Raw genomic sequence first — 21,198 nt, forward strand, 5'->3', positions numbered from 1 at the left:
TCAGGCGCTGCGGCGGGCGCGCTTGGCCGGCGGCTTGTCGGCGCCCGTGGTCTTCGTCGCCGCCGTCGTCTTCTTCGCCGTGGTCTTCTTCGCCGCCGTGCTTCTCGCCGGCGTGCTCTTCGCCGCGGCGGCCTTCTTCGCCGGAGCCTTCGTGGCCGCCGCCTTCTTCGCCGGCGCCCGCTTGGCGGGGGCCTTCGTCGTCGCGGGGGTCGCGTCGTCCTCCGCGGCGCCGCCGCCGGTCCCACCGGCGGCGGGGTCGTCGGCAGCTGCTCCGCCGCGGGCCCGCTCGACGCTGCGCCGCAGCGCACTCATCAGGTCGACGACCGCGGCGCCGTCGTCGGGGGTCTCCACCGGCGCGGCGACCTCGCCACCGCTCTGCTTGGCCTCGAGCAGCGCGGTCATGGCCTCGCGGTAGTCGTCGGTGAACTCGGTGGCGTCGAACTCCGCGGTCATGGAGCCGATGAGCGCCTCGGCCATCTTCAGCTCCTGCGGCCGGACGGAGATGTCCTCGTCGAGAAAGGCGAAGTCCGGGCGGCGGATCTCGTCGGGCCAGCGCATCGTGTGCAGCACCAGGACGCCGTTCCGGACCCGGAGCGCGGCCAGCGACTCGCGCTGGCGGATCGCGATCTTGGTGATCGCCACCTGCCCTGCGTTCTCGAGCGCGTCGCGCAGGAGAACGTACGGGCGCGCGGCCGGGCCGTCGGGCTCCAGGTAGTAGGTCTTCTCGAACATGATCGGGTCGATCTCGTCCTGCGCGACGAACTCGAGGACCTCGATCTCGCGGCGGGTGGAGAGCGGGAGCTCCTCGAAGTCCTCGTCGGTGAGGATCACGACCTCGCCGCTGGGCAGCTCGTAACCCTTGGCGATGTCGCGGTACTCGACCTCTTCGCCGTCGATGGAGCAGACCCGCTTGTACTTCACCCGGCCGCCGTCGACGGCGTGCACCTGGTGAAAGCGGATGTCCTTGTCCTCCGTGGCGGAGTACAGCTTCACGCCGATGCTGACCAGGCCGAACGACACGGCGCCCCGCCAGATCGATCGCATGCCGACCCCTCCCTCGCACCCGGTTCCCCGGGCGGTCCCGGACCCGGAGCCGGGTCAAGATCACACGATAGGCGCGGAGTCGCACCCGCGGCAGCGCGAACGACGCGCCTCCTCCCCCTCACGGAGGACGGTGTCCGGTCAGGACGGCGCCTGGTCCTCGCCCTCGTCCTCGTTCCCGGCCGGTGCCAGCGCGCCGTTCTGGATCGCGTCGTACACGAACTGCAGGACGTCCGAGCCGGCGACGGTGGCCATGGTGAGCGCCGCCAGCCGGGTCGCGCGGGGCGCGGAGACGTAGCCGAAGACGAACGCCGTCCCCACCCACTGCGCGAGGCAGAAGGGGCAGGTGAGCAGCTCGCCGACGGCGTGCTTCACCCCGCCGTGCTCCCGCACCTCCTCCGCGACCTCCGCGTGGCCCGAGGGGCCCTGGAACGAAGTGAAGGGCGCGCGGATCGGCGCGGTCACCGGGTCCTTGGCCAGCCGACGGGCGAGCCGGAACGTCGCGATGGTGAGCAGGGCGGCGTCGCCGAACGGGATCCGCTCCGGCAGCTCCCGCCCGGAGGCACGCAGCGCCACCGCACCCGCGGCCACGAGGCTGCCGTACACGCCCATGGCACCCAGGTCACTGCCCAGCGGCCGGGCCTCCCCGTTCGTGTACTCGCGCTTCTGGGTCCGCGCCCACCGGAAGATCGGTGCGCCGGCCCGCTGCACCTCGTCTGCGATCGCCATGGCCCCCGGCTACCCCAGCCGCGCGGCGGCCATGCCGCCGGCGGCGCGGGAGTGCGCCGACGCACACCGGCGCATGCCCGCGCACGCGCCGGGTAGGGCGGTGGTCCGACGCCGGTCCCCCGACCGGCTCACGGCCCCCTGAGGGGCGACGAACGCGGGCACGCCCGCCGACGAACGGAGGCCCCGATGACTGACCCCGGCACCTACGACGGCACGACCCAGACCGAGGGGCAGACCGCCCGGGACATCTTCCCCGCGGACGACGGCATCCCCGAGGTGGCGCAGGACGACAACCCGACCCAGGCGCGCGCGGAGGACCCCCAGTTCGAGCCGATGCCGAACGAGAGCGCGACGGCGACGGTCGACTTCGGGACGACCGCCTTCGAGCAGTCCGAGGGTGAGTCGCTCACCGGCCGGCTCGAGCGGGAGATCCCCGACGACGTCCCGGACGTGCGACCGGCCGAGGACCCGCAGCGTGCCGACGCCCAGCTCGAGCAGGACACGTCCACCACGCCCGAGAGCGACTCCGGCACCAACCGCACGGCCGACGACGTCGAGGCCACCGCCGACGTGCCGATCGGTGGCGAGGGCCCGGAGGAGAGCGCGGTCCACGTCATCGACGGCTGAGCGCCGCCCGCTTCGGCGCCGCCGACCCACCCCCCGCTGCCACCCCCTCGGGCGTGTCCCGGGGGGTGGGTTGGCGTGCGCCCGGCAGGTTGTCTACGTTGGGTCAGCGGTTCAGCAGTCAGCCGCACGTGCCGGACCGGTGGTCCGGCACGCACCACGTTCGACCACCGGCGCACCGAGGACGACGAGTCCCCGGGGCGCACCAGCGGTAGATTGTCCGGGCGGGCAGCCGTCCGGGTGCCGCCGAGAGGAGCAACTGTCCGTGACCACTTCCGACTTGCCTGCCGAGGGGCAGCCCAACGTGTCGACCGAGGGCACCGAGGCACCCTTCGACGACGTGATCACGCTGTCGACCTCCACCGACAGCGACGGCGCGGTCACGGTGACGGTCGTCGGCGAGGTGGACACCTTCACCGCACCCGTGCTCCGCTCGACCCTGGACAGCCAGCTCGAGCAGCAGCCACGTGAGCTGGTGATCGACCTGTCCGGTGTCCAGTTCCTGGGCTCCGCCGGCCTGGCCGTGCTCGTGGAGACGCAGAAGTCCGCCCGCAGCCGTGAGGTCGCCCTCCGGCTGATCGCCACGACCCGCGCCGTCACCCGGCCGCTCGAGGTGACGGGCCTGATCGACCTCTTCACGATCGCCGACAGCCCCGCGCGCTGAAGAAGGACCCCCTGCCCCCCGCCGCTCACTAGCTCGCGGCGGGTCCCTGCAGGGGGCCGCGGAACGGCCCCGCTCCTCGTCGGAGCGGGGCCGTCGGCGTCACTGGGCCGAGAGCATCGCGCAGACCGCCCGCTCCAGCGTGCGCTGCGCGTCCCGGTCGGCCTCGGCCTCGCCCGCCGCCCGCAGCGCGTCGGCCACGGTCTCGCCGTGCTCGAACCGGTCGATCACCCGAGGGTCGACGTAACTGGCCTTGCAGACGGCCGGGGTGTTCCCCAGCTGCTCCGAGACCGCCTTGTACGCCGCGCTGATGACCTTCTTGCGGGCGGTCTTCGTCGCCGGTGGCGGCCCCTCGGCGAGGGTCGCGGCCATCATCACGGTGGCGTTCCAGGTGCGGAAGTCCTTGGCCGTGATCTCCGCGCCGCTGATTTCCTTGAGGTAGGCGTTGATCTCGTCGCTGGTGACGTCGCGCCACTCCCCGTCGTCGGTGAGGTAGGCCAGCAGCTCCTCCCCGGTGCCCTCGGGCCGTTCCAGCAGCTGACGGACGACGGTGGCGGTGGGACGGTCGGTCAACTCGATCTCGCGCTCGATGCCGCCCTTCGCGGTGTAGGAGAAGAACGTCCGCTCACCACGCACCCGCACGTGCTCGCGGCGCAGGGTCGCCAGCCCGTAGGTGCCGTTCTCCTCGGCGTACTGCTCGCTGCCCACCCGGAAGGCGCCCAGGTCGAGCAGCCGCACCGCCGTGGCCAGCACCCGCTCCCGGTTCAGGCCACGCGTCCGCAGCGCCGAGGTCACCGCGTCACGGACGTCGGGCAGCTGCTGGGCGATCTCCAGCACCCGCTCGTGCTTCTCGGCGTCGCGCCGGGCCCGCCAGGCGTCGTGGTAGCGGTACTGCCGCCGGCCGGCCGCGTCGACCCCGGTGGCCTGGATGTGGCCGTTGGGCCACGGGCAGATCCAGACGTCCTTCCAGGCCGGTGGGACGGCCAGCGCCCGGATCCGCTCCAGGCGATCGTCCTTGATCAGCTCGCCGTCGGTGTCGTAGTAGGCGAAGGCCCGCCCTGCCCGCCGGCGCCGGTAGCCCGGACCGTGCACGTCGCTGCGCCGCAGTCTCACGGGCGGTGCATGAGCACCGCAGCCGTTCCGCAAACCCCCCGGGACGGAGAGTCACGCCTCAGCGCAGCTCGACCAGCCCGTCCAGCCCGCTTATCTCCAGCACGTGACGGGTGACCCCACCTTCCGGCGCGTGCACGACCAGGCGCCAGGACTCGTCCCGGGCGATGCGCGCCATCGCGAGCACCACGCGGACGGCAGCGCTGCTGAAGAGCCCGACGCCGGCGAGGTCCAGCTCCATCGGCGTCGCGCCGCCGTGGCTGGCCTCCAGCATCCTGATCCTCAACTGCTCGGCGGCCGCGGTGTCGACGGCCCCGCGCGCCCGGACCACGGGACGCTCGCCGTCGCGGTCGACGACCACGTCGGCGTTGTCGGGGAACCGGTGCTCGTCGAGGCTCTCGTCAGGGGTTCGGCGCAGCCGGAAGCTGAGGGTCACCGTCGTCCCGTGGTCTTCCTCCAGCGTCACGCCGTCGACGAGCTGCCGCATGATCAGCAAGCCCCGACCGCGGTCGCCGGGGTCGCGGTCGGGCGGCCGCCAGGTGCCCTCGTCGTGCACGGTGACGGTGAGGACGCCGTCGACGTCGACCTGCGCGGTCACCGACATCGGCCCCGGCTCGGTGCCCCGGTAGGCGTGCTCGGCCGCGTTCGCGCAGGCCTCGCCGACCGCGACCATGACGCCGACCCGGTCCTGCTCCCCCATGCCCAGCCCGGTGAGCCACGCGTTGAGCCGACGGCGCACCCCCGGCAGCGCCGAGGGGACGGCGAGCAGGTCCAGCCGCAGCGCCTCCTGCGTGGTGGCCCGCCGGTGGGCCACCAGGACGGCGACGTCGTCCAGCCAGCCATCCGGCCGCCGTGCCCCTTCGGCGATGGCGCCGGCGAGCCCCGCCACCGCCGACACGTCGAGGGCGCCGGGCTCGGCCAGTACCCCGCGGGCGGCCTGCCCCAGGTGCTCGAGCGCCTCCGCCGGCTGCTCGGCACCGGCGACCGCGCCGTTGGAGAACAGCACCAACGTGGCCCCGTGGCGCAGCACGTCCTCGTGCACCGGCGCCGGCGCACCGGGGAGGCTGCCCAGCGGCGGCCGCGGCGTCACGTCGAGGAAGGAGCTGCGGCCGTCGGCGTGCACGACCAGGGGCGCCGGGTGACCGGCGGCGCTGTACACCAGCCGTCCGGTCGCGGCATCTAGGACCCCGTAGAAGACCGACGTGCCCTCTACGTCGTCCATCTCGGCGGCGAAGGCGTCCAGGGCGGCCAGCACGCTCGCCGGCTCCGGATCCCGCAGCACCGTGGAGCGCATGGCGCCCCGCAGCCGGCTCATCGCGCCGGCGGCGGGCACGCCGTGGCCGACGGCATCCCCCACGACGAGGGCCACCCGCCCCTTGCCCAGCGGCACGGCGTCGTACCAGTCACCGCCGGCCGCGGACAGGTCGGTGGCGCGGTGGTAGCTGCCGGACAGGCCGACGTCGGGCAGCATCGGCAGCGACGGTGGGAGCAGCGACCGCTGCGCAGGGTGCACGTCGTCACCGGCCGGCGCCTCCACGACGACGAGGGCGCCCGGCCCGCCGGCGACGGTCATCGGCCGCACGGTCGCCGTCGCCACCGGACCGCCGTCCCCCAGCGTGCCGTGCAGCGTCTCGGCGTGACCGCTCCGTACCGCGACGTCGACCAGGTCGGCCAGCGGCCTGCCGGCGATCTCCGGCAGGCCGTTGCGCGCGGCGTCCATCCCCCGGGCTCGGGCGTTGGCCCACAGCGGGCCGGAGCCGTCGGCGGCCAGGCAGAAGACGGCATCGGACGCCGCCTCCAGGGCAGCGAGCAGCACGGCGGACCCCTCGTCCGGGGAGCCGTCGGGTGCGGGTGGCAGACTGCCTGAACTGGCGCTCATCTCGGGCCAGGAAACAACAGGGTCCCGGTGGCGGCAACCGCGTACACGGACGGTGGAAGACGTGGCGACCACCACGTTTTCCAGCCACGTCGCGGGGGTAGCAGAGCCCCTCGTGCACCGACCGGGTCCGGCCCGACCGCACCGGTGGCCGGGCCGCCCGACAGGATGAGACCGCCGCGACTCGAGGGTCGAGCGCGCCGGCAACGAAGGAGCGGACGACGGATGGTCGACTCGAGGGGCACCCTCGCGCAGGACGGACGACGCGCGGAGCGGCTGGAGCTGCGGGTGCCCACCACAGCGACCCAGCTGCCGGCGGTACGGGCGATGGCCGGTGACCTGGCGATGCGGATGGACTACGACCTCGACGCGGTGGAGGACCTCCGGCTCGCCGTGGACGAGGCCTGCGCGACCCTGACGACCGTCGCCCTGGGCGGCGCCCCGCTGACCGTCGTCTTCGAGACCACCCGCGCCGGGCTGCACATCGACGCCTGGGTGCCGACCGCCGACGGCACCGAGGTGCCCACCGACGGGTTCGGCTGGGCGGTGCTCGCCGCCCTGGTGGACGCGGTCGAGGGCCGCCGGTCCACCGAGGGCGAGATGCCCGGCGGGAACGGTTCCGGAGCCCCGGTCGCCGTCATCTCGCTGGAGAAGTACCTCCCTGGTCATCGTCCGACCGGGATGGACGGCGGTCCGGGGCAGAACCTCACGGTGGCCCGGTGAGCCGGTCGGCTGCCACCGACTCCCGCGAGGAGGAGCCGCTGAACGCCGCGGAGGGCACCCCGGTCGACCCCGCCGCCGAGGCGCCCGTCGACACCCCGGAGGAGCCCGCGGTCGAAACGCCGGCGGAACCGGTGGCCGAGGCGGCGCCCGCCCCCGAGCCCGATGCTCCGCCGCTGTCGGAGAACCGGAAGCGAGCCGAGCGGACCGCCCCGCTGTTCGCCGAGCTGGCGACCCTGGAGAAGGACGACCCACGCCGGGAGCGGCTGCGGGAGATCCTCGTCGAGGAGCACCTGCCGCTCGTGCGGCACTTCGCCCGCCGCTTCAGCAACCGCGGCGAGCCGTTCGACGACCTGCTGCAGGTCGGCACGCTCGGCCTGATCGCTGCGATCGACCGGTTCGACCCGACCCGCGGAGTCGAGTTCCTCTCGTTCGCGGTGCCGACGATCACCGGCGAGATCAAGCGGCACTTCCGCGACCAGGGCTGGTCGGTGCGGGTGCCGCGGCGGCTGCAGGAGCTGCACCTGTCGCTGAACGCCGCCGTCGGCGAGCTGGCCCAGAAGAACGGTCGCGCACCGACCCCCTCGGAGCTGGCCGAGCACCTGGGCATCCCGCGCGCCGAGGTGCTCGAGGGCCTGGCCGTGGCCAACGCCTACCGCAGCAGCTCCCTCGACGAGCGGCTCTCCGGTGAGGACGACTCCCCGACCCTGGCCGCGACGCTGGGCGAGGAGGATGCCGCGCTGGAGGGCGTGGAGTACCGCGAGTCGCTGCAGCCGCTGCTGGCCACCATCCCGGCCCGCGAGCGACGCATCCTGATCCTGCGGTTCTTCGGGAACATGACGCAGTCGCAGATCGCCGCCGACATCGGCATCTCGCAGATGCACGTGTCGCGGCTGCTCAGCCAGACGCTGGCCAAGTTGCGCGAGGGCCTGCTCAAGGACTGAAAGACTGCGGTCCTCCGGACCGCGCCGCGGCCAAGAGCCGTTCCCGGCCGGGCACGAGCCGCTGCCCGTGTCCCGGTCGGGAGCCCTCGGGTCCCGACCGGTCCACCTGTCAGCGCGGCGCGTCGCCCTCCTCGGTCGCGCTGAACTGCTCGCGGACCGCGGGATCGGCCGCCGGGCCGCTGTCCCGCACGTCGGCGGTGACCTCGGACAACGGGGGCGGGGTCGGGACGGCCGGCGCCGAGTCGGTGATGCTGGACAGCTCGATGCGGGCCTCCGGCTGGTCGGCCGCGGCCGGCAGGTGGGACTCGAACCAGCTGCTGGTGTCCAGGCCGCCGCCGGCCGGGCGGGAGCCGTCGCCGGCGCCCTTCTCCGGGTCGACGTCCATCCACGACGTGCCGCCCTCGGCGCCGCCGAGGTTGGCCAGCCCCTCCAGCGCCTTGCTGAACTCACTGGGCACGATCCACATCTTGTTGGCGTCGCCCTGCGCGATCTTCGGCAGCGTCTGCAGGTACTGGTAGGCCAGCAGCCCCTGGTCGGGCTTGCCGTCGTGGATGGCCTGGAAGACCGTCTCGATGGACTTCGCCTGGCCCTGCGCCTGCAGGTAGAGGGCGGCGCGCTCACCCTCGGCACGCAGGATCCGGCTCTGCCGCTCGGCCTCCGCCTCGAGGATCGCGGACTGCTTCTTGCCCTCCGCCGACAGGATCGCGGCGGCCTTCTCGCCCTCGGCGGAGGTGATCGCCGCCTGCCGCTGGCCCTCGGCGGTGAGGATGATCGCGCGCTTGTCGCGGTCGGCGCGCATCTGCTTCTCCATCGAGTCCTGGATGGACAGCGGCGGGTCGATGGCCTTGATCTCGACCCGGGCCACGCGCAGGCCCCAGGGCCCGGTCGTGCCGTCGAGCACGGAGCGCAGCTGGCTGTTGATGCCGTCCCGGCCGGTCAGGGCGCCCTCGAGGTTCAGCCCACCGACGACGTTGCGCAGGGTCGTCGTCGTGAGCTGCTCCATGCCGGTGATGTAGTTGGCGATGCCGTACACCGCCAGCCGCGGATCGGTGACCTGGAAGTAGACGACGGTGTCGATGCCGACCTGCAGGTTGTCGGCGGTGATGACCGGCTGCGGGGGGAAGGAGATGACCTGCTCGCGCAGGTCGATCGTGGCGCGCACGCGGTCGATGAAGGGCACCAGGAGCGACAGGCCGGGCGACAGCGTCCGGCTGTACCGGCCCAGCCGTTCGACGACCTTGGCCTGAGCCTGCGGAACGATGGTCACGCTCTTGGCGATCACGACGATCACCAGGACGGCGATCACGAGCAGTGCGATGAGGGCCGCGTCCACGGCTGGCTCCCTTCGTCGGGGGTCAGCCTCGATCCTCCCCCGCCGGGTACGTCCACGTCAGCACCCTGTGGACGGGCATCACTCCAGCGCGTCGCCGACGACCGCCGTCGCGCCGTCCACCTGCAGGATGCGCACCGTCTCGCCGGCGGCGAAGGACTCCCCGCTGTGCTGGCTGCGGGCGGACCACTCGTCGGCGCCGAGGCGGATCCGGCCGCCGGACACGTCGACGTCCTGGGTGACCTTCGCCGTCTTCCCGATGATCGTGTCGACGCCGTCGAGCTGCAGCGGCGTCCGGTCGGTGAGCTGCTTCTTCGCCAGCGGCCGGACCAGCACCAGCAGCACCGCGGAGACGACGATGAAGGTGACGACCTGCAGCACCGCGGCCCCGCCGAGCAGCGCGACCGTCATCCCGCCGACGGCTCCGCCGGCCAGCATGAGCAGCACGAGGTCGAGGGTGAGCACCTCACCGATCGCGAGCAGTCCCGCACCGATCAGCCAGAGCAGCCAGGCAGCCATGGTCGGAGTCTGGCAGAGCGGGGGCGCCCGGGTCGGGGTCCGGCGGCCCCGCCGCGCCGTCGTAGCCTCGGTCGGTGCACGACTTCCCCGCCGGCCGCCTCGCGGTCTGGTCCACCGCCTGGCTGTCCGGACGCACCTCCTACGACGAGGCGCTGGAGTCGCTGACCGGCGCGCACGCCCACCTGGTGACGGGCATGCCCGGCAAGGTGGGGGCAGTGCCGCTCGGTGCGGCGCTGACGGCGCTGCGGGGGCTCGGCGAGCGGCGGCTGCGGCTGGTGTTGCCGGTGCCCGGCGACGTCCGCGGGCTGCCCGCGGTGCCCGGGCTGGCCCCGGTGGCGCTGGAGGCCGGTCAGGCCGCCGTCGGCGACCGGGTGGCCCTCGTGCCGCGGCCGGGCCCCGAGGTGGTCACCTGGACGGCGTTCCCGCTGGACGGCGCGGCGCTCCCGCCCCCACCGGCCGAGGGCACGCTGCGCGCGGCGTCGGGCGCGCTGGACCTCGCCGTCGGCGACGCGGCGCGCACCCTGGCCGGCCTGGACCTCGCCCGCTGGCACCCCGAGGTGCCCGCGCTGCTGGCCGAGCTGGCCCGCCCGAAGCCGGCCCCCGGCCTGCCGTCCGACCACGACCCGCTGGCGCTGTCGGTGCTGGGGCGGGCCCAGCGGTTGGCGGCCGTGCTCGACCTCGCGTCGACCGACGCCCCCGGAGCGGCGGTCAACCAGGCGCAGGCGACCGCCCGTGACACGGCGTTGCGCCCGCTGTCCGACGCAGTGCGCGAGGCGGTCACCGCCGCCTACAACTCCGTTCCGAGGTAGCTGAGGAGGGAACGTCGCCCTCGGGCGACTCGGGCCGAGTGGGCCCGGAGGGTCCCGCGCAGGCACGGAGCAAGGGCTCAGCCCACGGGGGGACGGCCGTTGGTCGCGGTGTCGGCCGGAGGCCGACGTCGGACATAGCAGCAGGACGCCGGGCAGTCGGTACCCAGGCGCGGCTGCCCACCGGCCCGGCGTTCCTCGAGCAGCTCCCGCAGCGCCGTCACGAACGCCGGGTGGGTGCCGGCGGTGGCGGCGCGGGCGAAGGCCAGACCGAGCTCGTCGGCGGTCTCCTTCGCCTCGTTGTCGAGGTCCCAGATCACCTCGAGGTGGTCGCTGACGAAACCCACCGGGAAGAGGACCACGGCCTTCTCCCCCGCCTCGGCCAGTGCCTTCAGGTGGTCGTTGACGTCCGGCTCCAGCCACGGCACCGACGGCGGGCCGCTGCGGCTCTGCCAGACCAGGTCGAACGGCCGGCCCGGGGCGGCGAGCTCGACCACCTGCCCGGCGGCGGTCATCAGCTCCGCCTCGTAGGCATGCCCCTCCGGCCCGGCGACGGCGGCCATCGTGTCGGGGATGCTGTGCGCCGTCGCGACCAGGCGGGCGGTGTGCCGCACGCCGTCGGGCAGCTCGGCCAGCGCCGCGGCGAGCGCGTCGGCGTTGGCCCGCACGAAGCCGTCCGCGTCGAAGTAGTGCGGCAGCTTCTCCGCGGTGGGCCCGCCCGGCGTGGCGGCGTCCCCGGTCAGCGCCGTCCGGGCCCGCGCGATGTCCTCGTGGTACTGCCGGCAGCCGGAGAAGGAGGCGTAGGCCGACGTCGCCAGCACGTAGACGTGCTGGATGCCGTCGTCGGTCATCTGCTGCCACACGTCCTCGACGTAGGGCGCCCAGTTCCGGTTGCCCCAGTAGACCGGCAGGTCGATCCCGGCCGAGCGGAGTTCGGCCTCCAGAGCCGCGATCAGTGCCTTGTTCTGGTCGTTGATCGGGCTGATGCCACCGAAGTGGTGGTAGTGCTCGGCGACCTCCTCGAGCCGCTCGCGCGGGATGCCGCGGCCCCGGGTGACGTTCTCGAGGAAGGGCATGACGTCGTCATGGCCCTCCGGGCCGCCGAACGACAGGAGCAGCAGCGCCTCCCGCCGGCCGGGCGGGGCGGGCTCGGCCGACGGCGCGACGCCGCCGTTGTTGCGGACAGCGAGCGAGGGGTCCTCGTCGGGCCGCTGACCGGCAGGGGTGATGTCGACGATTGCGCGGGGCACGTGGGTTCTTCCTTCTCGCGGGGCGTCGCCGGGTGCACTCACACACCGACCGCGTGGAAGCCCCCGTCGACGTGGACGATCTCGCCGGTGGTGGCGGGGAACCAGTCCGAGAGCAACGCGACGACGGCCTTGCCCGCGGGCTCGGTGTCGGTGACCGACCAGCCCAGCGGCGCGCGACCCTCCCAGGCCTCCTCGAACTGCTTGCTGCCGGGGATGGACTTCATGGCCATGCTGCGCAGCGGGCCGGCGGCCACGATGTTCGAACGCACGCCCTCGGAGCCGAGCTCGCGGGCCACGTAGCGGCTGACGGACTCCAGCGCGGCCTTGGCCGCGCCCATCCAGCCGTAGACCGGCCAGGCGACGGTCGCGTCGAAGGTGAGGCCGACGACGGAGGACGGGTTGGCCAGCAGCGGTCGGCAGGCCTGGGTGAGGGAGGCGTACGACCAGGACGAGACCTGGAACGCGGTGGCGGCGTGCTGCCAGGCGACCTCGGGGAAGCCCTCCCCCATCGCCTCCTGCGGCGCGAAGCCGATCGAGTGGACGACGCCGTCGAGTGAGTCGAAGCCCTGCTCGCGGAGCCGGTCGGCGAGCGTCGCCAGGTGCTCGTCGTCGGTGACGTCCAGCTCGACCACCGCCGCCTCCTGCGGCAGCCGCTTGGCGATCCGCTGGCACAGCGACAGCGCTCGCCCGAAGTTGGACAGGACGACGGTCGCGCCCTGCTCCTGGGCGATGCGCGCGGTCGCGAAGGCGATCGACGCCTCGGTCAGCACGCCGGTGACGAGGACCTTCTTGCCCTCGAGGATGCCGCCGCTCATCAGTGCCCCATTCCCAGTCCGCCGTCGACCGGGACGACCGCCCCGGTGATGTACGCCGCCGCGTCGGAGGCCAGGAAGCGCACGACGCCGGCGATCTCGTCGGCGTCGGCGTACCGGCCCAGCGGCACCTGCCCCAGGATCTCCTTCTGCCGGGCCTCCGGCAGCTCCGCGGTCATGTCGGTGGTCACGAACCCGGGCGCCACCACGTTGGCCGTGATGTTGCGGCTGCCGAGCTCGCGGGCGATCGAGCGGGCCAGGCCGACGAGGCCCGACTTGCTGGCCGCGTAGTTGGCCTGACCGGCCGAGCCGAGCAGCCCCACGACCGACGAGACGAAGACCATCCGACCCGAGCGGGCCCGCACCATCTTCGCCGTCGCCCGCTTGGCCACCCGGTAGGCGGCGGTCAGGTTCGCGTCGACGACGTCGGTGAAGTCCTCTTCCTTCATCCGCATGAGCAGGCCGTCGCGGGTGATGCCGGCGTTGCTGACCAGCACCTCCACCGGCCCCTGGTGCGCCTCCACCTCCCCGAACGCGCGGTCGACGTCCTCGGCGCTGGTGACGTCGCACCGCACGCCGAACAGGCCGTCGGGAGCGCCGCTGCCGCGGTGCGTCACCGCGACCGAGTCGCCCTGCTCGGCGAAGGAGCGGGCGATGGCCAGCCCGATCCCCCGGTTGCCGCCGGTCACCAGCACCGACCTGCCCACGTGCCACTCCCCTGCGCCGACGACCCGGTGTTCCGGTCCGAACCTATCCCTTGGTCGCAGGTCACACCCCCTACCCGCCGGTAGGCCGGATCGCCGGGTGCCGTGCCGACCGCCGGTCGCCCGCCCTCAGTCCGCCGTCGGCCGCGCGGCGCGGTAGGCGCCGCCGCCCTGCGGCGTCCCGGCCGGGCGGTGCGCCCGGGCCTGCTCCGCCTTGTCCTCGTGGCGGGCGAAGACGACGGTGCCGAGGAGGAACAAGCCGGAGAGGATGAGCACCACCGCGGTGAACGCGTTGACGAACGGCAGGTCGACCCCGGCCAGCGTGACTCCCCCGAGGGCGACCAGGACGAGGGCCGCGAGCACGGCGCCGGCCGCCCGCCACGGGTTCCGGCCGACCTCCTCCACCCCCTCCTGCGCCTTCTCCTTCGCGTAGTCCAGCGGCTTCTTGGCCCACGGGAAGCGGGTGGCCAGTACCGCCAGCCCCGCCGCGACGAGGACGAAGCCCGGGCCGGGCAGCACGAGCAGCGCGACGCCGGAGAGGGTGAGCAGGGAACCGAGGACGGCGATGGCGGCGGTCTTCACCACTCGGTTGTGCCCCACCGAACCGTTTCCATGCCCGTCACCGGCCGCTTGAGCCGGCGGGACCGGTCGCGGCGCCCGTGTCGGCGGCGGGCGAGGTGCGCGTGGTCGACACCCACGAGCGGGGATGACGACGATGGCGGTGGTCCACGCCGCGGCGATCACCAGCACGACCGCACCCGCAGTTCCCACGATCGTCCGCCGGGGACGGCGCGCGCGACGGGTGGTGCGCGCGCCGGATGGAGGGCTGCCCGCACGCGCCCGGCGTCCTCGGACTGCTCGTGCAGGACGGCGGGATCGGGCACGGCGCCGGGCTCGAACGCCGCCGCCAGGCGCTGCCCGAGCCGGCCGGCCCGGTCGGTGCCGGGAAGGGAGTTGGCCAGACAGTGCCGGGCGATGCCGAACAGCCAGGGGCGGGCCTCGCCGGGGTCCGGCGGGAGATCGGCCCGGCGCCGCCAGGCCGTCGCGAAGGTCTCGGCGACGACGTCGAACGCGTCCTCGCGCGAACCGCACCGCCGCAGGGCGTAGCCCAGCACGGAGGTGCCCGCGCTGCGGCACGCCTGCTCGAAGAGGTCGCCGCCCCCTGGCGGGCTGGTCTTGGGTGGCGGCCCCTGGGTCGCGAACACATCCGGTACATGTCCGGCTCGGACGGATCGTCACAGGGCGGCCACCGTCCGTCGGGGACTACGCGGGCGCCAGCACCGACCAGGCGGCGGGCTGCACCCGCCACGTCCGGGCGACGGCGACCTCCTCGAGCTCGCCGTCGGCGTCGACGGCGACCGCTCTGCCGGAGACGCGCACCTCGCGGCCCCGGGTCACGAGCACGTCGGCGCGGTCCCCGTGCCGGCCGCCGGTCAGAGCGGCGCCGAAGGCGACCCGGGCGACGGGGCCGGTCGCGGCGCTGACCACGACGTCGAGCCAGCCGTCGTCCGGACGCGCCGCCGGGGCCAGCGGGGTGCCGCCGCCGATGGTCGGGCCGTTGCAGATCCCGATCATGAGCAGTCCGGTCGTGCCGTCGGCCGTCCAGCCCTCCGCGTCGTGCGTGGCGACCCGGCCGTCGATCTCCACGCACAGCTGCCATCCGGAGCCGGACATCCCGGCGATCGCGGCGCCGATGGGGTAGGCGGATGCACCGAGCCGGCCCTTGAGGCGGACGGCCTCGGCCGCGGCCTCGGCACCGACGCCGGCGTGGACGGCGTTGACGACGATGCCGCCGTCGTCGTCCCGGACCAGGTCCAGGGGCCGTGGTGAGCCGGCCAGCACCGCGGCGGCCCCCTCGACCGGGTCGAGGGGCAGCCCCAGGGCGCGGGCGAGGTCGTTGCCGGTGCCTCGGGCGATGATGCCGACCGGCTCGACCGGCGTCAGGCGACCGGCCCGGTCGAGGGCGGCGACCACGGCGTGCACCGAGCCGTCACCGCCGAGCACGACCACCCGGCGGCCGGGGTGGTCGCCCAGCGCGTCGTCCAGCTCCGCGGCGTCGGAGGTCGCGGCCACGGCGACGTCGGCTCCCGACCGCAGCTCGATCAGCGCCGCCTCGACCGCGTCGTCGGCGGCCGTCCCGGCGGACCGGTTGACGACCAGGAGCAGGTCGGGGGTGTCGGGCACGCGTCCTCCTGGGCGCAGCGAACGTGGACAGCGCAGTGTCCGCCGACGATCCTCGGGCACCGCTACCCGTGTCACCCGCCCGGGCCACGGCCGCCGGGTCACGATCCGGGCTGGGCGCGTGCCCGACCCGGCGACCGGCGTTACCGTGGGGAACAGCGGGCTCGCAGCACACCCTCGGCCACCCGGCCCACCTCGCACCGGACGCAGACCCCGCCGAACACCGTGGGGAGCGATGAGCACCGACCGGCCCGAGACCTGGGCGCAACGACCGCTGCCCACCGTCACCGACGCCAACGGCACCTGGACGTGGGCCATTGCCCGCCCCGCCGAGCTGACCTCCGCCCGCAACGACCTCCGCCGTGGGCTCGCCACTACGCCGCTGCCGCAGGGCGCCGACGGCGACGACGTCGACCGGCTGCTGCTCGCCTTCGAGGAGCTGGCCTCCAACGGCCTGCGGCACAGCGGCGCCGCCGTCCGGGTGCGCGTCTACAGCTGTGACGACGGCTGGCTCGTCGACGTCAGCGACGCGCGACCCGACCGGCCACCCGTTCCGGCCGTCGACCGGGACCCGGCCTTCGGCGGGCTGGGGCTGCACCTGATCGCCCGGCTGTCCTCGGCGTTCGGCTGGGCGGTCGTCGGCGCCCGCAAGCACGTCTGGGCGGCGCTCGGCCCCACGGCCTGACCCCACCGCCACCTGCGCGCGGGCACCGCCGCGGCGAGAACCGGCGCTCCACGACGCCGCGCCGGCTGGATGCGCACGTGGGACACCCGGTTCCAAGATTCCGCCGGTGCGCCAGAGGCACGCTGTGCGATCGCTGTTCCAGCAGATCGTCGACCTGCACGACGGCGCCCTGGTGGCGGTGGGGTCTCGCGCTCATGATGTTCCGGCGCCCGGACGTGATCAAGCTGGACCTCGCCCTGGTCCGCGGGCACCCGGACCGGCAGGCGGCCGCGGTGATCAGCGCCGTCCGTGCCGACGCGGAGCGCTCCGGCGCGGTCGTGCCGGCCGAGGGCCCGTACGACGTCCTCGCCGCCGGCTCGGAGCCACGGCGCACCAGCGTGCCGCTACTCGCCTCGATGACCCGCCACGTCAAGCGCCAGGCCCTGCTCCTGGACGAGCCGCTCGAGCTGGCCGGCACCGCGCTCCGGCTCACCGCGAGCTCAGGCACGGCGCTCTTCCCCCGGGACGCCGACACGGCTGCGGCGCTCATCGCCCGCGCCGATGCGGCGATGTACCAGGGCCAAGCGCGGCGCAGACGACCGGCGTCGAGGAGACCGCCGGTGACCAACCACGGTGGCTCCCATGTCGCTCCGCCTCTACCGTCCTCCGTGCCCGCTGCGTCTGCCCCGCGCCGCAGCGGCAGGCGGACCGAGAGGACGTGGACGGTGCACGAGCAGGCCCCGCCCGGAGTGGGCTCCCCGCCGGTCGTCCGCGCGACCCTGGAGCAGTTGGTCGACCGGGCAGCTGCCCTCGTACGACCGGGCGCCCGACGCATCCTCGGCATCACCGGCGCTCCTGGCGCGGGGAAGTCGACCCTCTGCGCCGCCCTGCTCGACGCCCTCGGCGAGCGGGCGGCCCTGGTGGGCATGGACGGCTTCCACTACGCCAACGCGGAACTGGCGCGCCTCGGGCGCGTGGACCGCAAGGGAGCACCGGACACCTTCGACGTCGACGGCTACGTCGCCCTGCTCCACCGGTTGCGGACGCCGCCTCCCGTGGCGGTCTACGCACCGGTGTTCGACCGCGCCCTCGAGGAGCCGATCGGCAGCGCCGTCCCGGTCGCTCCGGACACCCCCCTCGTGCTCACCGAGGGGAACTACCTGCTCCTCGACGAGCACGGCTGGTCGGCGGTTCGGCCATGCCTGGACGAGGTCTGGTACCTCGACGTCCCGCCGGAGGTGCGCGAGCGGCGCCTGCTCCGCCGGCGGCGGTCCTACGGTCACGAGCCCGAGGCGGCCGAAGCGTGGGTGCGCACCGTCGACGGGCGCAACGGCCGCACCGTCGAGACGTCGCGGTCGCGCGCCGACCTCGTCGTCCACCGCGACGTCCCGGAGCCACCCGGGGACCCATCCACGAGGAGGACCCATGACGACGACCGGTGACTCCCCGCGATCGGGTGCCTGGATGTCGCTGCCGAGTCACCGCGCCTGGCTCGACGGCGAGGGCGAACGGCTGCTCGCCTTCGCCGAGGCGGCCGGTGGTGCGACGACGGGCTTCGCGTGGCTCGACGACGACGGCCGTCCCGACGCGCAGCAGGCCCCGCAGCTGTGGATCACCGCGCGGATGACGCACGTCTTCGCGCTGGCCCACCTGCGCGGGCGGCCCGGCGCCGGGCCGCTGGTCGACACCGGGTTGGCCGCCCTGACCGGACCCTTCCGGGACGCCGAGCACGGCGGCTGGTTCTCCTCGCTGACAGCCGACGGCGCGCCCGCAGCCACGGACAAGTCCGCCTACGACCACGCCTTCGTCGTGCTGGCCGCGGCCAGCGCCACCGCCGCCGGGCGGCCGGGCGCCGAGGACCTGCTGCGGGAAGCGCTCGCGGTGGTGGAGCAGCACTTCTGGCGGGACGACGAGGGCCGCTCGGTCGAGAGCTGGAACCGCACGTGGACCGAGCTGGAGGCCTACCGCGGCGCCAACAGCAACATGCACACGGTCGAGGCCTTCCTCACCGTCGCGGCCGTGACCGGCGACGACCGGTGGCTCACCCGTGCCACCAGCATCGCGGAGGGGCTGGTGCACACCGCGGCCCGGGAGAACGGCTGGCGCCTGCCCGAGCACTTCGACACCGACTGGCGGCCGCTGCCGGACTACAACGCCGACCGGAAGAACGACAAGTTCCGCCCCTACGGCTCCACCCCCGGCCACTGGCTGGAGTGGTCACGGCTGCTGCTCCACCTGGAGGCCGCGCTGGGTGCCGACGCCCCCGACTGGCTGCTGCCCGACGCCCGCAGCCTGTTCGACGCCGCCGTCGAGGTCGGCTGGGCGCCCGACGGGGAGTCCGGCTTCGTCTACACGCTGGACTGGGCAGACCGGCCGGTCGTCGCCTCCCGGCTGCACTGGGTGCTGACCGAGGCCATCGGCGCGGCGGCCGCGCTCGTCCAGCGCACCGGCGACCCGAGCTACGAGCGCTGGTACCGCACGTTCTGGGACGAGGCCGCCACCCGTTTCATCGACCGGGAACGGGGAAGCTGGGTGCACGAGCTGCCCGTGGGCGACGCCGAGGCCATCTGGACGGGCAAGCCCGACGTCTACCACGCCTACCAGGCGACGCTGCTCCCCCAGCTCCCGCTGGCACCGGTGCTGGCCGCCGGGCTACGGCATCGGCCGGCCTGAGCGGCCCGGGGCTCAGCCAGCGATGCGGCCGAGACCGAGCAACTTGCGTCCGCCGACCACCTGGTCCGCATCGGTGAGCTCCTGGGCCGCTGACCGTTCGTGAGGCGGTCGGCCGGGCCGGCCGACGGGTCCTCCGGCGTGCCAGCACGGACGGCGTCGTCGCGACCGGACGCCGGTGAAGTCGGCCCCGGTGGCCACCGTGTTGGACCACCGGCACCTCGTCGGCGCGGCAGATGCATCAATGCGGTGGCGACGTGACGCCGTCATGCGGCGCCGCCGAGCACCCGGCGGCTTCGTGCCCGGGCTGGGAGCCCGGCGGCCGGGTGGAGCGCTGCCCGTCGTCGCCGCGCCGTGCGTCGGCGGGTGCGGAGGTGGAGCAATCCAGGGCGCCTGCCGGGAGGGGGCGACCTGGTGACCCCTGCGCCCCGCGATCCCGACAGTCACGAGGGATTCCGGTCGGACGACGAGCACACCCCGGCTGATGGAAGCCCTCCCGGCGGCGCTGGGGCGCGCTGGACCGGCGCCGTCCTCTACACCGACGGCCTCGTCGAAAGCCGCGGAAGGGATCTGGACGACGGCATGGGCGGGCTGACGTCGACCGTCGCCGACCTCGCCGGCCGGGATCACGAGCAGCTGTGCGACGCCCTGCTCGACCTCGTGGACCGACGGACCGAGGACGACGCCGCGCTCCTCGCCTTCCGAGTCGGGGGAACGTCGTGCGCGCCGACCGCGGGCGGTCGCGGGGTCGGCTGCCTACGCTGACGCCGTGTTCTTCCTCTTCGGCTTCGGCAGCAAGCAGCGCGACATGGGCCCGGGGGAGGTCCGCACGTGCCCGCGCTGCGGCAACACCTCCCAGTGGGCGCGGGTACGGCGGTTCCGGCAGTTCACCGTGTTCTTCGTGCCGCTGGCCCGGTGGGGACGACGGCAGCTCGAGGTCTGCGGCATCTGCGGCACCGCCGTCGAGGTCTGAGCCCTCCTGCTCCCGTGGCCGCGATCACCGGAACGGCGGGATGACCCCATCGGCGGCCAGCCGGTCGAAGAGCTCCAGGAAGCGGTGCTCGGTGTCGAGGCAGTCGGCGAAGCCGGCCTGACGCAGCTTGATCGTCGAACTGACGTTGTCGAAGCCGGACGTGAAGATGAACTCGCCGAACTCCCACCGCACCAGGTCCTCGTAGGGCGTGCTCACCAGGCCGTGCCGGGCGGCCAGCCGCTCCCACACGTCCCGCCGGTCGGCCATCGCCTCGGCCAGCGGGACCGGCTGCGGCTCGGCGTGCTCCATCCCGAGGTGCCGGGCGAAGGCCGGGAACAGGTGCCGCCAGCGGATCTGGTCACCGTTGGTGACGTTGTAGATCTCGCCGTCCGCGCGCGGTTCGCTCGCGGCCCAGACCGTGGCCCGGGCCAGCAGTTCGGCGTCGGTGACCTGGTAGAGGGCGTCGTAGGCGGCCAGGCTCCCGGGGAACCGCAGCGGCTGGCCGAGCTCCTTGGCGATCGCGGCGTAGACGGCGATGACCATGAGCAGGTTCATCGGGTTGCCCACCGCATAGCCGATGACGCCCTCAGGGCGGAAGACCGTGAGCCGGAGGCCGCGCTCGGCTGCGACCTCGCGCAGCAGGTCCTCCTGGTCGTAGTAGAAATTCGGTTGGATGATCCTCGGGTCGGTCTCCTTGGCGGGGGTGTTGAAGAACCCCATGTGCGCTCCATACGCCTTGCCGCCCTGGTACAGCGTGACGTGCTCCAGGGGCGCGCCCGCCGTCGTCAGCCCGTCCAGGGTGTTGCGCAGCAGCGCGACATTGGCCTCGGACGCCTCCCGCGCGGTGGCGCGTTCGGTGTAGGCGGCAAAGACGAGGTGCGTCACGTCCCCGAGGGACGCCAGGCCGGCACGCGCAGCATCCGGATCGCCGAGGTCGACCGGGAGGTGGTCCCACTGGGTGGTCCGCGGCCGACGGCGGCTCACCCCCCGCACGCGCCAGCCCGGCCGCCTCGCGTACTCCGCGGCCGCATGCGCCCCGATGACGCCTCCGGCCCCCGTGACCAGGACGCTGCCGTGCGCGTCCGTCGTCGCCTTGCTCATCGTGTCCAGGTCCGTTCCGCTCGGTCGTCGTCCCACGGCGCCGGTCCCGGTCCGCCGGGGAGCCCTGTCCGCATCCATGCCACCCGGAGCCGCCGCTAACCCTGGCGGCCGGGACTGCGACCACCGTCCCGGTCCCGGGCTCTCGGTCCGCCCGCTCCCGACCAGCCCCGGCTGCACCTGCGAGCGAGCCGTGCGGATGACCCGCTTCGGCGGTCCCGACGTCCTCGACGTCGTCGACATCCCGAGCCGGAGGCGGTCCGGGGCAGTGGCTCTAGTAGACGTCTCCGCCGCCGGCGGCGACGGGGCGACACGCACCATCCTGGGCCGCCCACGTCGATTCTCGCGCTGGGACCGGGAGGCCGCCGGTCCACCTCGTCGAGGGGGCCCGCCCCCGGGCGCCCCCCCGGTGGGGTATGCTGGCTGCAGCGCGCCCAAGAAACCCCATGCGGCGTATTTAAACGAGAGCACCAATCCACTGCATGA

General features: G+C 74.2%; 23 protein-coding genes. 10 read left to right on the forward strand and 13 right to left on the reverse strand.

Annotated elements, in window-relative coordinates; translation table 11 throughout:
• Both ku and ACI791_RS08465 read right to left on the reverse strand, forming a co-directional pair.
• The gene (gene ku / locus ACI791_RS08460) at nucleotides 1-1,044 is read right to left on the reverse strand and encodes a non-homologous end joining protein Ku (protein ID WP_456585644.1); all 1,044 of its coding nucleotides are present in this window, start codon (nucleotides 1,042-1,044) and stop codon (nucleotides 1-3) included.
• 138 nt (nucleotides 1,045-1,182) lie between these two features.
• Nucleotides 1,183-1,770 (reverse strand): DUF1360 domain-containing protein, encoded by a 588-nt coding sequence (locus ACI791_RS08465; RefSeq protein ID WP_456585645.1) that lies wholly within the window; start codon nucleotides 1,768-1,770, stop codon nucleotides 1,183-1,185.
• Nucleotides 1,771-1,956: 186 nt separating this feature from the next.
• Here ACI791_RS08465 and ACI791_RS08470 point away from each other — a divergent pair, with 186 nt between their 5' ends.
• The gene (locus ACI791_RS08470) at nucleotides 1,957-2,397 is read left to right on the forward strand and encodes a hypothetical protein (protein ID WP_456585646.1); all 441 of its coding nucleotides are present in this window, start codon (nucleotides 1,957-1,959) and stop codon (nucleotides 2,395-2,397) included.
• 262 nt (nucleotides 2,398-2,659) lie between these two features.
• Nucleotides 2,660-3,058, forward strand: coding sequence for an STAS domain-containing protein (locus ACI791_RS08475; RefSeq protein ID WP_347057147.1), 399 nt, complete (start codon nucleotides 2,660-2,662; stop codon nucleotides 3,056-3,058).
• 99 nt (nucleotides 3,059-3,157) lie between these two features.
• On the opposite strand, the gene ACI791_RS08480 is transcribed toward ACI791_RS08475, so the two are convergent.
• Nucleotides 3,158-4,168 carry a DNA topoisomerase IB gene (locus tag ACI791_RS08480; RefSeq protein ID WP_456585647.1) on the reverse strand — a complete coding sequence of 337 codons (1,011 nt, stop codon included), beginning with the start codon at nucleotides 4,166-4,168 and terminating at the stop codon, nucleotides 3,158-3,160.
• Nucleotides 4,169-4,226: 58 nt separating this feature from the next.
• Nucleotides 4,227-6,044, reverse strand: a complete 1,818-nt coding sequence (locus ACI791_RS08485) for a SpoIIE family protein phosphatase (protein ID WP_456585648.1) — start codon at nucleotides 6,042-6,044, stop codon at nucleotides 4,227-4,229.
• A 222-nt stretch (nucleotides 6,045-6,266) separates the two neighbouring features.
• Here ACI791_RS08485 and ACI791_RS08490 point away from each other — a divergent pair, with 222 nt between their 5' ends.
• Entirely contained in the window at nucleotides 6,267-6,764 is a 498-nt protein-coding gene (locus tag ACI791_RS08490) for an ATP-binding protein (RefSeq protein WP_456585649.1), read from the forward strand.
• Nucleotides 6,761-7,705, forward strand: a complete 945-nt coding sequence (locus tag ACI791_RS08495; protein WP_456585650.1) for an RNA polymerase sigma factor SigF — start codon at nucleotides 6,761-6,763, stop codon at nucleotides 7,703-7,705. Before ACI791_RS08490 ends, ACI791_RS08495 begins: the two co-directional genes overlap by 4 nt.
• A gap of 109 nt (nucleotides 7,706-7,814) precedes the next feature.
• On the opposite strand, the gene ACI791_RS08500 is transcribed toward ACI791_RS08495, so the two are convergent.
• Nucleotides 7,815-9,038, reverse strand: coding sequence for an SPFH domain-containing protein (locus ACI791_RS08500; protein ID WP_456585651.1), 1,224 nt, complete (start codon nucleotides 9,036-9,038; stop codon nucleotides 7,815-7,817).
• 78 nt (nucleotides 9,039-9,116) lie between these two features.
• Nucleotides 9,117-9,554, reverse strand: coding sequence for an NfeD family protein (locus tag ACI791_RS08505; protein WP_456585652.1), 438 nt, complete (start codon nucleotides 9,552-9,554; stop codon nucleotides 9,117-9,119).
• 74 nt (nucleotides 9,555-9,628) lie between these two features.
• Here ACI791_RS08505 and ACI791_RS08510 point away from each other — a divergent pair, with 74 nt between their 5' ends.
• The gene (locus ACI791_RS08510) at nucleotides 9,629-10,363 is read left to right on the forward strand and encodes a hypothetical protein (RefSeq protein ID WP_456585653.1); all 735 of its coding nucleotides are present in this window, start codon (nucleotides 9,629-9,631) and stop codon (nucleotides 10,361-10,363) included.
• A gap of 77 nt (nucleotides 10,364-10,440) precedes the next feature.
• On the opposite strand, the gene ACI791_RS08515 is transcribed toward ACI791_RS08510, so the two are convergent.
• From ACI791_RS08515 to ACI791_RS08540, 6 genes are all read right to left on the reverse strand, one after another.
• Nucleotides 10,441-11,610, reverse strand: a complete 1,170-nt coding sequence (locus ACI791_RS08515) for a ferrochelatase (protein ID WP_456585654.1) — start codon at nucleotides 11,608-11,610, stop codon at nucleotides 10,441-10,443.
• A 38-nt stretch (nucleotides 11,611-11,648) separates the two neighbouring features.
• Nucleotides 11,649-12,425, reverse strand: a complete 777-nt coding sequence (gene fabI / locus ACI791_RS08520) for an enoyl-ACP reductase FabI (protein ID WP_456585655.1) — start codon at nucleotides 12,423-12,425, stop codon at nucleotides 11,649-11,651.
• Complete coding sequence (gene fabG / locus ACI791_RS08525) at nucleotides 12,425-13,129, reverse strand: 3-oxoacyl-ACP reductase FabG (RefSeq protein WP_456585656.1); 705 nt, start codon at nucleotides 13,127-13,129, stop codon at nucleotides 12,425-12,427. The genes fabI and fabG overlap by 1 nt, the downstream gene beginning before the upstream one ends.
• A gap of 126 nt (nucleotides 13,130-13,255) precedes the next feature.
• Nucleotides 13,256-13,708 carry a PGPGW domain-containing protein gene (locus ACI791_RS08530; protein WP_456585657.1) on the reverse strand — a complete coding sequence of 151 codons (453 nt, stop codon included), beginning with the start codon at nucleotides 13,706-13,708 and terminating at the stop codon, nucleotides 13,256-13,258.
• 158 nt (nucleotides 13,709-13,866) lie between these two features.
• Nucleotides 13,867-14,331: an RNA polymerase sigma factor gene (locus tag ACI791_RS08535; RefSeq protein ID WP_456585658.1), complete on the reverse strand. Its 465-nt coding sequence runs from the start codon at nucleotides 14,329-14,331 to the stop codon at nucleotides 13,867-13,869.
• Nucleotides 14,332-14,389: 58 nt separating this feature from the next.
• On the reverse strand, nucleotides 14,390-15,310 hold the full coding sequence (locus tag ACI791_RS08540; protein ID WP_456585659.1) for a diacylglycerol/lipid kinase family protein: 921 nt from the start codon (nucleotides 15,308-15,310) through the stop codon (nucleotides 14,390-14,392).
• A gap of 232 nt (nucleotides 15,311-15,542) precedes the next feature.
• Here ACI791_RS08540 and ACI791_RS08545 point away from each other — a divergent pair, with 232 nt between their 5' ends.
• The 5 genes from ACI791_RS08545 (at nucleotide 15,543) to ACI791_RS08565 (ending at nucleotide 19,614) form a co-directional block, all read left to right on the forward strand.
• Nucleotides 15,543-15,992 (forward strand): ATP-binding protein, encoded by a 450-nt coding sequence (locus tag ACI791_RS08545; RefSeq protein WP_456585660.1) that lies wholly within the window; start codon nucleotides 15,543-15,545, stop codon nucleotides 15,990-15,992.
• Nucleotides 15,993-16,186: 194 nt separating this feature from the next.
• Nucleotides 16,187-17,413: a nucleoside/nucleotide kinase family protein gene (locus tag ACI791_RS08550; protein ID WP_456585661.1), complete on the forward strand. Its 1,227-nt coding sequence runs from the start codon at nucleotides 16,187-16,189 to the stop codon at nucleotides 17,411-17,413.
• On the forward strand, nucleotides 17,397-18,644 hold the full coding sequence (locus tag ACI791_RS08555) for an AGE family epimerase/isomerase (protein WP_456585662.1): 1,248 nt from the start codon (nucleotides 17,397-17,399) through the stop codon (nucleotides 18,642-18,644). Before ACI791_RS08550 ends, ACI791_RS08555 begins: the two co-directional genes overlap by 17 nt.
• Nucleotides 18,645-19,055: 411 nt before the next feature.
• Nucleotides 19,056-19,406 carry a SpoIIE family protein phosphatase gene (locus ACI791_RS08560; RefSeq protein ID WP_456585663.1) on the forward strand — a complete coding sequence of 117 codons (351 nt, stop codon included), beginning with the start codon at nucleotides 19,056-19,058 and terminating at the stop codon, nucleotides 19,404-19,406.
• Nucleotides 19,407-19,410: 4 nt separating this feature from the next.
• Nucleotides 19,411-19,614, forward strand: coding sequence for a zinc-ribbon domain-containing protein (locus ACI791_RS08565; protein ID WP_347057165.1), 204 nt, complete (start codon nucleotides 19,411-19,413; stop codon nucleotides 19,612-19,614).
• A gap of 24 nt (nucleotides 19,615-19,638) precedes the next feature.
• Here ACI791_RS08565 and ACI791_RS08570 read toward each other — a convergent pair whose 3' ends face one another.
• Entirely contained in the window at nucleotides 19,639-20,715 is a 1,077-nt protein-coding gene (locus tag ACI791_RS08570) for an SDR family oxidoreductase (RefSeq protein WP_456585664.1), read from the reverse strand.
• Nucleotides 20,716-21,198: the final 483 nt, after the last annotated feature.

The organism is Blastococcus sp. SYSU DS0973 (assembly GCF_054051055.1).

Excerpts from the sequence above, each read along its gene's own strand:
- ku (WP_456585644.1), bottom strand. The coding sequence starts at position 1,044 with ATGCGATCGATCTGGCGGGGCGCCGTGTCGTTCGGCCTGGTCAGCATC.
- ACI791_RS08465 (WP_456585645.1), bottom strand. The coding sequence starts at position 1,770 with ATGGCGATCGCAGACGAGGTGCAGCGGGCCGGCGCACCGATCTTCCGG.
- ACI791_RS08470 (WP_456585646.1), top strand. The coding sequence starts at position 1,957 with ATGACTGACCCCGGCACCTACGACGGCACGACCCAGACCGAGGGGCAG.
- ACI791_RS08485 (WP_456585648.1), bottom strand. The coding sequence starts at position 6,044 with ATGAGCGCCAGTTCAGGCAGTCTGCCACCCGCACCCGACGGCTCCCCG.
- ACI791_RS08490 (WP_456585649.1), top strand. The coding sequence starts at position 6,267 with ATGGTCGACTCGAGGGGCACCCTCGCGCAGGACGGACGACGCGCGGAG.
- ACI791_RS08505 (WP_456585652.1), bottom strand. The coding sequence starts at position 9,554 with ATGGCTGCCTGGCTGCTCTGGCTGATCGGTGCGGGACTGCTCGCGATC.
- fabI (WP_456585655.1), bottom strand. The coding sequence starts at position 12,425 with ATGAGCGGCGGCATCCTCGAGGGCAAGAAGGTCCTCGTCACCGGCGTG.
- ACI791_RS08545 (WP_456585660.1), top strand. The coding sequence starts at position 15,543 with ATGAGCACCGACCGGCCCGAGACCTGGGCGCAACGACCGCTGCCCACC.
- ACI791_RS08550 (WP_456585661.1), top strand. The coding sequence starts at position 16,187 with ATGATGTTCCGGCGCCCGGACGTGATCAAGCTGGACCTCGCCCTGGTC.
- ACI791_RS08555 (WP_456585662.1), top strand. The coding sequence starts at position 17,397 with ATGACGACGACCGGTGACTCCCCGCGATCGGGTGCCTGGATGTCGCTG.
- ACI791_RS08570 (WP_456585664.1), bottom strand. The coding sequence starts at position 20,715 with ATGAGCAAGGCGACGACGGACGCGCACGGCAGCGTCCTGGTCACGGGG.